Genomic DNA, 13,727 nt, shown 5'->3' on the forward strand with positions numbered 1-13,727 from the left:
GATGGGCGATATCCGCTTCAATAGCTTTGTGCTTCCGGCTTTCAGCTTTCAGCTGTATATCATTTAGGCCAGTTGAGCTTCGCGCTGGAAGGATTTTTCCAGTACTCTGGCTTTGTAGGCCTGTTGTAGTACTTTTCCGAGTGACTGTGCCCATGGTTTACCGAATGATTGTCCGTCGAGGGAGTCGAGGCCAATTACTTCAGCGGCGGTACCGCAGAAGAAGGCGCATTCGGCTTCTTTCAGTTCAGCGATGGTAAATAATTTTTCTTCCAGTGGGATATTCAGTTCCTGGCAAAGTTCAATAACGGTGGCGCGGGTGATGCCTGGGAGGATGTTACCGGCAGGAGGAGTGTAGATTTTGCCGTCTTTTTCGAAGAAGATGTTAGCGCCGGGGCCTTCAGCAACGTAACCATTCATATCGAGGAGGAGTGCTTCATCGTAGCCTTTTTCTTTTGCTTCCTGTGAGGCCAGTATCGAGTTTACGTAGAGACCGGCGGATTTGGATTCTATCTTAAAGGCTTTAGGATTAGGTCGCTCGTAGGAGGAAGTCATTACGCGCAACAGTTTTTCTCCCAGGTACGCTCCCCATTCCCATGCGCAGATCAGGATATTTGATTCCGATGCTGCTTTGAGGGTCATGTTAGGCGGACAGAAAACCAGCGGTCGGATGTAAGCTTCTTCCATGTTATTCATCTCCAGTACTTTGTAACAGGCGGCGATCAACGCTTCGTTATCAAATTTGTAAGGGATGTGGATCAGTTCACAAGAGCGCTGGAGGCGGTCGAAGTGTTCTTTTGCTTTAAAAATCTTCACTTCTCCGTTAGCAGTCTTGTAGGCGCGGATGCCTTCAAATACTGCGTAACCGTAGTGGAGCGATTGGCCAAACAGGTCAGTTGTAGCGGCGTTCGCTTTGGTGTACTCACCGTTGATGTAAAGAATGGTGTTGTCGTTGTAATAGCTATACATAAAATTGAAATTATACCAGGAATCTATCGTCCAAAAAAAAAGCCTTCCTCTTTGCGGAGGAAGGCTCTATATCTTGTGATTATATGCACGTTTACCTATCCTCCGAACTGGTGGCTAATAATGACAACGACTATAATCACGACCTTCGTGATAGCCCAATTGAGCTGAGGTACGATGTGATTAAGCTTTATATTGTCTTTATTTACCCACATGGAGGTGCTTGTTATTGACTGTGTTTCTACAAAAGTATTCGCGAAAAAAATAAAAAACAATAACCTTCCCAATATTTCGTAAAAAATTAATCACATTAGGTGTTTTTGAAAATATTTAAAAAAACAAGTCAATACTTGCTCTTTTTCTAAACAATTCAATAGTTCATTATAAATTAATCTACCAATTTTGTGTACAAAACACAGGTAAAGGGGCAAAAAAAATCCCGGTGCGGGGTGCACCGGGATTTAAATGATTTCATTTCATTTACTGTTCACGTTCTAAAAAATGATTTCATTTTACTGTTCACTTGTTACGCTGATAAGCAGGCATTTGCCGATAATTTCCTGCAATATCGTTTCTTTTTCCATGAGCCGCTGCAGAAGTACCAGTTGGTTTTTAGCGCGGTCATAGTTGTGTTTTGGATGTTTAATGGGATAGTATACATCACCGTTCAGGTAATCGGTAAGGAATCTTATTCCCTGCATGTAGATCATGAACTTCCCGGCAAAGAACAGCTGTTCTTTTTCTACTTTGGTTAAAGTACCGCCAATCTCTTCGAGATACCCCTGCATGAGGGCCTCGTAGTATTCTTCGCGGATAACGATCTGGCTGAAATCTTTTTCTTCTTCAGAAACGGGGCAAACATAGGTGCGTACCATGTCGCCGAGGTCTGAGATGATTTTTCCGGGCATCAGGGTATCCAGGTCACACACACAAATACCTTCATAAGTATCCTTGTTGAGCAATACGTTATTGATTTTGGTATCGTGGTGCATCAGATGGTCCCTGAAATCGGGATTTGTTTTCAGTTGTTCATACGTTACAGCGATGTCAGAATAGCGGAGGAATTCTTCAATCATCTCTTCTGCTGCAGCTTTCCTGTCTTCCTTAGCGGTGCGGATAGCATCCTGGAAGGCGCTGTACCGCAAGGTAAGGTTGTGAAAGTTTGGAATAGAAGCTTTAAACGGCTTCAGGTCAATTCCCGAAAGGTAACTGGCGAGGCGGCCAAACTGTTTGGCTGCTTCATACGCCTGCTTTGGGTTGTCGGCCTGGTCTACCGTTACGGAATCCGCAATAAAAGGGATCATTCTCCAGTATTCGTTGTCAATTACAAAGAGCTCTTCCCCGTTAACCGTGGGGATCGGCGTAATAAACAGATAGCCGGGATGATGAACTGCCAGGAAATCCGCTGCCATTCTCTGGTTAGCGGCGATCACTCCTGGTTCCTTAAATACGCTTACATTGATTTTCTGTAAAACATACTTACTGCCGTCCTGCTTTTTTTCCAGCAAAAAAGTGTTGTTGATGTGTCCTGATCCAAATCTTCGGACATTTAATCCTTCAGGCTCCAATCCGAAAGCCTGAAGGATCCTTGTGTTTGGTTTTATTTCCATAAATTGTCTGGATATTCTCCCTTCTTAACCAGCTCGGATAGACTGGCCTGCACGCCGGGTGCATCTTCTTTGTAAGTAACACCAAACCATTTTGCACTGGTAGGTAATACTTTTACTTCGCCTTTACTGCGACGGATAAATTCATCAGCTACAATCGGAATAAAGAATTCTGACTTAGGATTACTGATGTTCTTATCCAGGAATTCGGTGAATAAGTCCTGGCTCAGCTGAAACACGCTGGGATGGAATCCCCAGAAGTTCATTGAAACCGGTGTATTGGCTGCCAGCGGGTGTTTGCCACCGTCAGCGTCTTCATACACGATTTGATCACCGTCTTTGTATATTTTAGTTCTTTCGTTGATAGCTGTGAGGTTCTGCGTAGCGCCTACTTCGCAAACGCCGCGGGATACAGAGCCATGTTCACTGATAGTTTTGCCCAGTTCATACCCTACCACGCTGTATACATCTGGCTTACAGTCATTTTTCAGGAAAGCCGCCATTTTCACAAAAGAGTCGGTACCATAGAAGTCATCCGCGTTGATTACGGCAAATGGCTCATTGATGGCATTCTTTGCACAAAGGATAGCATGAGCGGTACCCCATGGCTTAGTCCTGTCGGCAGGAATGGTGTGGTTACCTACAAATGCATCCATTTCCTGGAATACATAATCCACCTCTACACGGCCTTTCAGCTTAGGTTCAAAGATTTCTTTGAATTCCGCTGCAAAGTTTTCACGGATGATGAACACAATTTTCCCAAAGCCGGCGCTGATAGCGTCGTAAATAGAATAATCAATGATAGTTTCTCCGCTGGGGCCAAATTGCTGGATTTGCTTCAAACTGCCATAACGACTGGCCATTCCGGCCGCCAAAATCAATAAAGTCGGTTGCATTTTGCTGATATTAGTTTTATAATTGACAACTATTTACCTAAAATAACGGCGTTAAATTTAATCATTAAAACTATTTTCACACTTTCTTTTTGTGTAGAACACGTATTTTAAAGATTAATTAAACCGAACAATGAAGAGATTACTAGTGCTGGGAGTCCTTGCCACACAGCTTTTTACCGCTGCCAGTGCGCAGGAAAAAACAAGTCCTGAAGAGATCAAAGAAAAAATGCAGTGGTTTGCCGATGCCAAACTGGGCATTTTCATCCACTGGGGCATCTATTCTGTAAACGGAATCGATGAATCCTGGTCATTCCACAACAAAAAAATCTCTTATCCCGATTACATGCGGCAGCTGAAAGGCTTTACCGCCAGTAATTATGACCCGCAGGCCTGGGCCGATCTTATCAAGGAGTCTGGCGCCCGTTATGCAGTCATGACCACCAAACACCACGACGGGGTAGCCCTGTGGGACAGTAAATACAGTAAACTGAATGTTGCTAAGAGCACGCCAGCCAAAAGGGACGTGCTCACTCCCTTTTTTGCAGCCTTGCGGCGCGATAGTATCAAATGTGGGGCCTATTTTTCCCTCATCGACTGGAGTTACCCGGATTATCCACAGTTTTTGAAAGACAGCAATCGCTATGATATCAAAGCACAGCCCGAAAGATGGAAGAAGTTCCTCGGGTTTTACGAAGGCCAGATGGCGGAAGTAATGAACAAATTCAACCCCGACCTGTGGTGGTTTGACGGTGACTGGGAACATTCTGCCGAAGAATGGGAAGCCCCTAAAATGCGCAAAATGCTCACCGATCATAATCCTAATACAATTATCAACGGGCGTTTACAAGGGTATGGCGACTATGACACCCCGGAACAGAACTTCCCCGTTACCCGTCCGCATTTCCATTGGTGGGAGCTTTGTATGACCATCAACAACAACTGGGGATGGCAACCACAGGACACCAACTGGAAAACACCCTATGAAATCATCACCATCTTCGCGGATGCCGTGGCCAATGGCGGTAACCTGCTGCTGGACATAGGTCCCCGCGCCGACGGCAGCATCCCCGATGAAGAAGTACACCTGCTCAAAGAACTGGGCGCCTGGAATAAACGCAATGGAGAAGCCATTTTCAACACCATTGGCGGTATTCCGCAAGGACATTTCTATGGCCCTACCACCCTGTCGAAAGATTCTACCACCCTTTACCTGTTCCTTGCCTCTAAAACCAGCGGGCCGATCATGGTGAAAGGATTATCCAATAAAATTGAAAGCATCACCGTATTGGGCAATAATACCCCGCTGTCGCACAAGATAGTAGGTAAGATCTCCTGGAGCCCGGTACCAGGGCTGGTATACATTGATGTACCGGAACAGGTGCAGGATAAGTACGTGACTGTACTGAAAGTGAAGCTGGACAAAGCCGTGAAGCTATACAGGGGGAAAGGTGGTTTCCTCACCAACGAATAACTATGCTGCATTATAGCAACATCACCTTAACATCTATACACACTGCATGGCTGCCGGAGCATATCTCCGCAGCCATGTTGCGTTTAGATCAGCTCCACCCGGAGATATCCGGCAATAAATGGTTTAAATTAAAACATAATATACAGGCTGCACTGGCCGATCACTGCGCCGGTATACTCACCTTTGGAGGCGCGTACTCCAATCATATTGCAGCTACGGCGGTAGCCTGTAAAGAAGCCGGTATTACCTGTATTGGCATTATACGCGGAGAAGAGCACCATGCATCCGGGAACCATACCCTGCAAACAGCCACTGCCAACGGTATGGAGCTGATATTCGTAAGCCGGGAAGATTACCGGAACGGCACTGCACTGGATACTTATGCTTCCCTGTTCCCCGACTATCACCTGGTTCCGGAAGGCGGGCACAACCCGTTGGGCGCCAAGGGTTGTGAAGAAATCCTGTCTATTCTCCCTACTACCCACTATACACATATACTTTGCGCTGTAGGTACCGGCACCACACTGGCCGGGCTGATCAACAGCGCCAGCCTGCAACAGCAGGTGGTCGGAATCCCTGTACTAAAAGGCGCGCAATACCTGGAAAGCGAGGTGAACGACCTGCTAAAACCCGGCCCCTGTCCGGTCTGGACCCTGTTACACGACTTCCATGAAGGTGGTTATGCCAGGAAATCGCCCGCCCTCATAGATTTTATCAATAGCTTTTATCAGGAAGCAGGCATTCCAACAGATATTATTTATACCGGTAAACTGGTAAAGGCATTTCAGCAATTGGCCCTGCAAGGCTATTTCCCGGACAACAGCCAGGTATTGCTGGTACATACCGGCGGGCTGCAAGGCAATCTTTCCCTCCCTCCCGGCGTTTTAACCTTTTAAAAACTGTTCATTATATTTGAACGGTAGTGTATTTTTGCCAACTTAAAGAGCTCGGAATAATCAGTATGAAGCAAATTGTGCGTATAACTTTTGTTATTGGAATATTTTTATTGACGGCATTTACAGGGAAAGCACAGGAACAAACCTATGTTCCGCCCGTACTGCCCAACTTCGTGGCTACCATTAAAACCGGTAAAATACAACTGGACTGGATCTCCGGCTTTACGCAAGTCAAAGAAATCGGTATTCAGCGGTCGCTCGACAGCGTACTGAATTTTAATACCATCGGGTATGCCAGCTATCCTACCCAAACAAGGAATGCTTACCTTGATAACAGGCCCCTGCCCGGCACCAACTACTACCGCCTGTTTATTTTATTCACCAATGGGCGTTATATGTATAGTAAAACGGTACTGGCCCTATCAGATAGCAGTATCCGCGCAGACCAGAAACTCCAGTACGCCGATATCAAGGATGCCGCCAAAGGCCTCAGAGGCAAAGAGCAGGAAAACAAAGAGCCTGAGAGAATACAGTGGCACCCATCAAATTATATTTATACCACCGCAGATGGCAATGTGAATATCAAATTACCAGATGCCCCGGAGAAAAAATATACCGTAAAGTTTTATGAGGCAAACGGAGCCTTCCTCTTTGATATACCAGAAGTGAAAGGGCCTTTCCTCATCCTGGAAAAGGCGATTTTCCTGCATGCAGGCTGGTTCAATTTTGAAATATTTGAGAATGGAAAGGTGTTAGAGAAGTGGAATTTGTTTATTCCGTTGAACTATAAGATGTAGACGTTACGTCTCTACACCATCTCCGCTTCAAACACTTCTCCAAAGTGCTTGCTCAGCTTAGCTTTCACCTCTTCCATACTTACTGCATGTCCTACTTCTTTATCGAGTGACGCTACTTGTTTATCGGCAATACCACAAGCAATGATATTATTGAAATAATCCATGAGGGTATTAACGTTGAGAGCAAAGCCATGCATGGTTACCCAGCGACTGCAACGTACGCCCATCGCGCATATTTTACGGGCTTGGGCTTTATCCTGCGGATCCAGCCATACGCCGGTTTCTCCTTTAGAGCGGTCGCCGGTAACACCGTATTCTGCCAGGGTACGGATAATCACCTCTTCCAGGCAACGCAGGTATTTGCCGATGTCGGTAAAAAAATGTTCCAGGTCCAGGATGGGATAACCTACTATCTGGCCAGGTCCGTGGAAGGTGATGTCGCCGCCCCGGTTGGTAGGCACGAAGTCGATACCTTCTTCCTGCAACTGTTGTTCGGATACCAGCAAGTTTTCGATATGCCCGCTTTTACCGATGGTATACACCGGTGGATGTTCGCAAAACAGCAGGTAGTGGGTAGTAGGCGCTGGCTGCCCGGCGGGGGTAGTTGATTTCAACTGCACATTTTCTTTCAATAGCTGCTCCTGGTAGTCCCAGGCGGCCTGGTAACCAATGGTGCCAAGGTCTTTTACTACAATCTGTTGTTTTGCTTTTTCCATGATCGTACTGGTTCTTTTTCGCTGCGCAAAGGTACGCCAATTCGGCGTGATCCCGAACATTTGACGAGGGGCTGCTAAACTGGCAACTAAACTTTACCTTTGCAAAAAATAATATTAATGGCTGAAGAACTGCTGGAATTGGAAGATGAGCTGGATAATGGCGATGGCAGTGAGGAATTATATGAGAAAATTAATATGGTGGTGGACAAAGGTCAGGAGCCCCTCCGTATCGATAAATTCCTTACAAACCGCATTGAAGGCGCTACCCGCAACAAGGTACAACAAGCCTTGGATGGTGAGATGGTATTGGTAAACGATAAACCCGTTAAAGCCAATTACAAAATCCGGCCACTGGACAGGATTGTGGTATTTTCCAACCGGAATCCGGAGAACAACGACATTATTCCGCAAGAGTTACCGCTGAACATAGTATACGAAGATGAAGATGTGATGGTGATTGATAAACCGGCCGGCCTGGTAGTACATCCTGGTTGTGGTAACCGCGATGGTACCCTGGTAAACGGCTTGTCGTGGTACCTGGGGGATAAAACACAGGTGACGGAGCCAGAAATTCCCCGCTTCGGATTGGTGCATCGGATCGATAAAAATACCAGCGGGTTACTGGTCATTGCCAAATCGTCTAAAGCCATGAACGATCTGGCCAAGCAATTCTTTGACCATAGCGTACATCGCCGTTATATAGCGCTGGTATGGGGCGATTTTGAAGAAGATGAAGGAACCGTAGTAGCTCACGTAGGCCGCCACCAACGGTTACGGAAAATCATGGATGCATATCCCGATGGTGAATATGGTAAAGAAGCCATTACCCATTACCGGGTGCTGGAACGCTTCAACTATGTGAGCCTGGTAGAATGCAGACTGGAAACCGGCCGTACTCACCAGATCCGTGTGCACATGCAACATATCGGCCACTCTCTCTTCAACGATGAAACCTATGGTGGGAATCGTATTGTAAAGGGCACCGTATATACGAAGTACAAACAGTTTATCGATAACTGCTTCGATATTATGCCCCGCCATGCCCTGCATGCGCAACAGCTGGGATTCATACATCCACGTACCCGTCAGCAAATGCATTTCGAAAGCCCATTGCCGGCCGATTTTACCAGCGTGCTGGAGAAATGGAAAAGATATATCTCTGCCAGGCCACTGAGAGATGAAGAAAGCTGAGCAGATTAATACCCTGTGAATAGATACGATTGGGAGAAGAAAATGTAATAATCATTTTCTTCTCCCAATTTTATTATTAAAAATATTCTACATGTTTTATATTATCTTAGCGGTAATTACCCATGTCAATACATGAGAAGCCAAAGATCCATTTCCGTTCGTATCTTATACCTGATGCTTGTGCTGGCTGCCTGTTGCCTGCTCCCCGAAACCACCGCCGCACAGGGTAAAACCCCGTTTACCGTATCTTCTACCTGCGTAAATGATACTTCCTTTTTCCAAATCAATACCCCGGCGGGAATTGATTCCGTAAAATGGTATTTCGGTGATCCGGCATCCGGACCAAAAGATTCGGCTGTTAATATCCGCGGAGCTTTCCATATTTATACTGCTATCGGCACTTACAACGATACGCTCATTGCGTGGCGGCAGGGTGTACCTGATACCACCATACAACCTATTACCATCGTAACACCGGTGATTTTCGACCTGGGGCCGCAGGACATCACCTTATGTGAGGGTTCCACCATGACGCTCAGTGCACCGGTAATACCCGGCGCCACCTACCTGTGGCAGGATGGCTCTACCGGCAGCAGCATTCTTGTAGACACTTCTGCTACTTATAAAGTAAAAATCAACGGATGTCCGAACCCCGATTCGGTCAATATTTTTTATACGCCCATTCCCAAAATAGACCTGGGTAAAGACCTGGTGCTTTGCACCGGCGAAAACATCACCCTGGACGCTACTGCCCAGAACTGTACCTACCTGTGGAATACCGGTAATACAGAGCCTACGCAGCCTGTAACCACTTCCGGTACTTATCATGTAGATGTATTTCCGAAAGGTTGCGCTATGATGTCGGCCCAGGTTACCATTACCTTTACCGGCGCCCCTTATCCTTTTTCGCTGGGGCCCGATACTTTATTATGCCCGGGCGAATCTATTACGATAGCGCCAAAGATCCCGGAAGCTACCAAATGGGAATGGAGTACCGGTGCCACTACGCCGTCTGTTACGATTAATCAAACCACCAATCTATGGGCGCTGGTAGAAATAAACCATACCTGCAGCGTAATAGATACTATTTTCATCAACTACAATCGCCTGAAGAAGCTGAACCTGGGCAACGATACGACCATTTGTAAAGGGAATTTCCTGGTGTTGACAGCCGATTTTGGCAATGGAGTTTATCGTTGGCAGGATGGATCAGACCAGGCCACCTATTATGTGACCAAACCAGGTTACTACTATGTACATGCCAAGATAGGCCGCTGTGAGTCGTTCGACAGTATTTCAGTAGCGTTCGACGATACCCTGCGGGTGAACCTGGGTCCGGATACATTGCTTTGTAAAAATGAAGTGTACCAATTGCATGCTACCGACGCCGGCGGCAGTATTTTCAAGTGGCAAGACAGTACCAGCACCCCCATGTACACGGTGACCAGACCAGGTATATATGCCATGGTAGCGTATAACAGCTGTGGCAAGTCAGTTGATTCTGTAACAGTCACGTATCACGATTGCATCTGCCAGTTATTTTTCCCTACCGCCTTCACACCTAACGGCGATGGCCGGAACGACTTTTTCCGGCCCATTTATCGTTGTCCTATCTACGATTATACCATCAGCATTTACAACCGCTGGGGAGAGCGGGTATTCTATACCACCGACCCACAGGTGGGCTGGAACGGGAAGGTCAACGGGAAAACAGCAGATGTAGCCACCTATGTATGGATTGTGGACTACAAAGAAACAGATACGCGATTACCCGTGCATAAAACGGGTACTATTACGCTGCTGAACTAACTACTGAGCAGCGGTAAAATTCATGAATTTTGCGGCAAAAACGGCAGTTTCACGCTTTTTGAAGGGTACATTCCAGGTTCCACTGTAAGATACCAGGGAGGGGATCAGTAGCCCATTGTATTTCGTCATCTGTACATTCATCTTCACGTTAAAGTCGAACAGCATTGTTTTGTAAGACAGGGCATACTTACGACCCACGATTTCAAAATTGTCTTTATTAAACCAGGTGATCAGCTCATCTATCACAATATCGGCCCGGTCGATACGGTTGAGGCCTGGTTTGGCTTTCGCGGTAAATACGTAGCAAGGGGTTCCATCCACATAATTTTGGGCGGAAATAGAAAAATCGTAGAAGCGCATTACTTCGTAATTGAAGATGGCTACTTTTTGTCCTACGATGGGTACGCCATGTACAGGTTTACCGGGGTTGAAGATGAGTTGTTTCAGCTGTGATTTATGCCGGGCAAGGCTTCCGCTGGAGCGTTCGGGCGATTCGCCGGTTTCATCTACGCAAACAGTGCCTTTGGTAAAGAACAGGTTAGCGTATAGCTCAGCGGTATAGTAGTTATAATTTCCTTTGCGGGTATAAAAATCGCCGGTTATTTTTTCGTCGGTCGTTTGCATGGTACGGCATCTGCCTTTCATGTCCTGGTGGGTGCGGTTAAATAGGGAGGCTTTCACCTGGGTACCGCCTTTGTCCAGTATCTGGATGTCGTTAACGGCATCAAATCCTACGATATGTAAATTTTTGAATGCACGGTAAAAGGTAGTGTCTTCTTCTACCCTTTTAATAAAGCTGTTAACGTCGAAGCCTATACGTTTTGCTTCCACAATGACTTCATCCAGGTTAACCGTCATGCCTTTATAGCGGGCTGTATCCTGGGCATCGAGTTGTGTAAACAGTAGCAGGCAGCCGGCTACGGTTCCGGCTAAACATTTCCAAATATGTGACATGCCTGCAATTTAAGGAAAAAGCGATAAGCAGAAAGCGGAAAGCAAAAAGCTATTATAGCGAGTGACCGGGGCGGGTAAAATATACACGTTTAGATCATTCGCTACAATAGCTTTTTGCTTTTTTTGTTTTAGGCTTTCAGCTTTCCAGGATTATCCCGGAATTTTTCCGGCCACATACATTTGTTCCATTGTTGGAGATGCGGCGCCACCTTTTTTCTCCAGGGTAACGGCGAACATTTGTGCTTTGCCGGTTACTTTCATTTTCTGGAGGAGTTTGGCGGTATCACCCATTTCGAACACGCCCATATCTACCGGCTTACCGTCTACGATAGCCCAGAGCTGGTACTGTTTGTCGGCGGCTGGTTCCGGCAGCTTGTTCACTTTCAGGTAAACCTGCTGGCTTTGCGGATTCCAGAATACGGTCGCTAATGCTTCAGGGAATGCTTTGGTTCCTGGCATTGGCACCTTCAATACTTTAGGATCCTGGATAATATCCATCGATTCTTCCATTTGCTCTAAGCGGGTTTTGTAAAGATTGCTCTTTGACAAAATGGAGTTCTGGGAGAGGAGCAAAGATTCGTATTTGTCTTTGTACTCTTTGAATTCGTTGTACCGGTTAAAGAACACATAGTTGAGAATGAGGCTACCGATCAGCAGTATGGCAGCTGCGGCAGCAATCCATTTCCAGGATAGGCTTTTGGTTGTTTCTTCTTGCATGGACATACTTTTGGTGGTTGCAGGTCTTGATCGGGTACAGGGTCACCCTCCTGCGGATTTGGTTCATTATTGATGTTAGAGAATAAAATTGACGGATATGGAATTATTCCCACTTATCTCTGCACATCAGCCTCCTCCTTCATTTGATCCAAAACAACAGGGGGCTTTTCTTACATTTTTCACATCGTAATCTTTGCCGACATACATACCTGGTCCATAGAGGGTTCGGAGCTACCTCCTGCTTTTTCCAGCGTTACAGCAAAGCCCTGGGCGGCTGCCAGAGGTTTCATTTGTTGTAGTACCTGGGCAGCTTCTGCACCAGTTTCAAAAACGCCTTCATCCACCAGCTTCTTATTGATGATGGCCCACAATTGGAATTGCTTACCAGTGGGAGGTGCCGGCATCAACCTGGCCTGCAGGTAAACCGCTTGTGTACCTGTGTTCCAGCCCACCGCAACGGTCTTTCCCTTAAACAAGCCTGCCCCCCGGATGGTTGTCCATTTAAAAGCGGGATCGCTCAGCGGGTCTATCACCGGGGCTACCGGAGAATGCGCGCTGGTTAAGGATTCGCGCTGTTTTTCTGCTTCCAGTTTTTCTTTGGTCGCAATCAATGATTTGTAACGGCTTTTATAGTCGGTGGATTTCTGGAAGAAAAAAAAGTTCAGGAGTACACTGCCTATCAATAAAATCACAATAGCAGCGGTCATTATTTTCCACTTGCGGTCGTCCTTTTTCCTGGCGACCGGCAGCTGTTTAATTACTGCTTCCTTTACTGGCTTTTTTTTTTCACCAGTAGGCTGGTAATTGGAGATACGTAAATCTTCCGGTAGTTTTTCATTGCCTTCCAGGGTGTTCTCCTGGCGGATGATTTCCGTTAATTTATCTTTAATGGCAGATGGAGGTGAAACAGCATATAACTGAACAAACCTTTCCTTGTCCAGCTGTAACGAGTTTACGGCGGCCTTTACATCAGGATATTGTCCTACGATAGCTTCTACTTCACTACGTTCAGCTTCCGGCAACATGCCGAAAACATAGCTTTCAAGAATTCCAGATGATATGTAGCGTTGTACATCCACTATGTTTCAGTATTACAACTGTTTTAAGAGCGTTCTCAATTGGATAATAGCGTTGCGCATGCGGGTCTTCACGGTTCCTAAAGGTATTTCAAGAGATTTGGCTATTTCTTCCTGTGTATGACCCTTAAAATAAGCCATATCAATAATGATGCGCTGATCTTTTTGTAGCTGTTCTATCACCTTACTCAGTCCGAGGTGATCTACAGATAAATGTACTGCCAGCTGCGGCTCGTATACCAATGATGCGCTGTTAACATCCTGTATCCGCTGGTCTAACTTGTGATTTTTGGATCGGAGACTATCTATCGCTGTATTGCGTGTTATGTTCAGCATCCAGGTGAACAAACGGCCTTTTGAGGGATCATATCGATCTATGTTACGCCATATTTTTACGAACACCTCCTGTAGTACATCACCTGCGGCAGCTTCTTCGCCTACTACTTTGAGGGCTACACCGTATAAAGCAGGTGAATAGTGGTCGTATAGGTAGGTAAATATCTTTTCCTCCCTGGCCAAAAGGCCCTGAATCAGCTCTACTTCAGTGTATGTTAAGGTAGCTCCCAAGTTTGAGGATATGGATGTTATACTTTATAATACCAAAATAACAGGTTTTATTTACATTACAAAATTA

General features: G+C 46.0%; 13 protein-coding genes. 5 read left to right on the forward strand and 8 right to left on the reverse strand.

What is annotated here, in order from left to right; all coding sequences use genetic code 11:
- Positions 1-63 precede the first annotated feature (63 nt).
- The 3 genes from FHW36_RS22050 to FHW36_RS22060 all read right to left on the reverse strand — a co-directional run bounded on the left by FHW36_RS22050 (position 64) and on the right by FHW36_RS22060 (position 3,466).
- Positions 64-966, reverse strand: coding sequence for a branched-chain amino acid transaminase (locus FHW36_RS22050; protein ID WP_145672066.1), 903 nt, complete (start codon positions 964-966; stop codon positions 64-66).
- A 509-nt stretch (positions 967-1,475) separates the two neighbouring features.
- Complete coding sequence (locus tag FHW36_RS22055) at positions 1,476-2,573, reverse strand: phosphotransferase enzyme family protein (protein ID WP_145672068.1); 1,098 nt, start codon at positions 2,571-2,573, stop codon at positions 1,476-1,478.
- Entirely contained in the window at positions 2,564-3,466 is a 903-nt protein-coding gene (locus tag FHW36_RS22060) for a sugar phosphate nucleotidyltransferase (protein WP_145672069.1), read from the reverse strand. The genes FHW36_RS22055 and FHW36_RS22060 overlap by 10 nt, the downstream gene beginning before the upstream one ends.
- A gap of 130 nt (positions 3,467-3,596) precedes the next feature.
- On the opposite strand from FHW36_RS22060, the gene FHW36_RS22065 reads away from it, so the two are divergent.
- From FHW36_RS22065 to FHW36_RS22075, 3 genes are all read left to right on the forward strand, one after another.
- Positions 3,597-4,937: an alpha-L-fucosidase gene (locus FHW36_RS22065; protein ID WP_145672071.1), complete on the forward strand. Its 1,341-nt coding sequence runs from the start codon at positions 3,597-3,599 to the stop codon at positions 4,935-4,937.
- 2 nt (positions 4,938-4,939) lie between these two features.
- Positions 4,940-5,833, forward strand: a complete 894-nt coding sequence (locus FHW36_RS22070) for a 1-aminocyclopropane-1-carboxylate deaminase/D-cysteine desulfhydrase (RefSeq protein ID WP_145672073.1) — start codon at positions 4,940-4,942, stop codon at positions 5,831-5,833.
- A 65-nt stretch (positions 5,834-5,898) separates the two neighbouring features.
- Positions 5,899-6,630: a hypothetical protein gene (locus FHW36_RS22075; RefSeq protein WP_145672075.1), complete on the forward strand. Its 732-nt coding sequence runs from the start codon at positions 5,899-5,901 to the stop codon at positions 6,628-6,630.
- Positions 6,631-6,641: 11 nt separating this feature from the next.
- On the opposite strand, the gene lipB is transcribed toward FHW36_RS22075, so the two are convergent.
- Positions 6,642-7,346, reverse strand: coding sequence for a lipoyl(octanoyl) transferase LipB (gene lipB, locus FHW36_RS22080; RefSeq protein ID WP_145672077.1), 705 nt, complete (start codon positions 7,344-7,346; stop codon positions 6,642-6,644).
- Positions 7,347-7,463: 117 nt separating this feature from the next.
- On the opposite strand from lipB, the gene FHW36_RS22085 reads away from it, so the two are divergent.
- Together FHW36_RS22085 and FHW36_RS22090 are read left to right on the forward strand one after the other, a co-directional pair.
- Positions 7,464-8,537: an RluA family pseudouridine synthase gene (locus tag FHW36_RS22085; RefSeq protein ID WP_145672078.1), complete on the forward strand. Its 1,074-nt coding sequence runs from the start codon at positions 7,464-7,466 to the stop codon at positions 8,535-8,537.
- Between the two features lie 132 nt (positions 8,538-8,669).
- Entirely contained in the window at positions 8,670-10,346 is a 1,677-nt protein-coding gene (locus FHW36_RS22090; RefSeq protein ID WP_145672080.1) for a gliding motility-associated C-terminal domain-containing protein, read from the forward strand.
- Here the strand turns inward: FHW36_RS22090 and FHW36_RS22095 are convergent, their stop codons facing one another.
- The 4 genes from FHW36_RS22095 to FHW36_RS22110 form a co-directional block, all read right to left on the reverse strand.
- A complete protein-coding gene (locus FHW36_RS22095; protein WP_145672082.1) occupies positions 10,347-11,300 on the reverse strand; it encodes a hypothetical protein in 954 nt (317 codons plus the stop codon).
- A 150-nt stretch (positions 11,301-11,450) separates the two neighbouring features.
- Complete coding sequence (locus FHW36_RS22100) at positions 11,451-12,017, reverse strand: anti-sigma factor (RefSeq protein WP_186452560.1); 567 nt, start codon at positions 12,015-12,017, stop codon at positions 11,451-11,453.
- A 179-nt stretch (positions 12,018-12,196) separates the two neighbouring features.
- A complete protein-coding gene (locus tag FHW36_RS22105) occupies positions 12,197-13,042 on the reverse strand; it encodes an anti-sigma factor domain-containing protein (protein WP_145672086.1) in 846 nt (281 codons plus the stop codon).
- 66 nt (positions 13,043-13,108) lie between these two features.
- Positions 13,109-13,660, reverse strand: coding sequence for an RNA polymerase sigma factor (locus FHW36_RS22110; RefSeq protein WP_145672089.1), 552 nt, complete (start codon positions 13,658-13,660; stop codon positions 13,109-13,111).
- Between the last annotated feature and the right edge of the window lie 67 nt (positions 13,661-13,727).

This window comes from Chitinophaga polysaccharea, from assembly GCF_007829335.1.
GTDB lineage: Bacteria > Bacteroidota > Bacteroidia > Chitinophagales > Chitinophagaceae > Chitinophaga > Chitinophaga polysaccharea_B.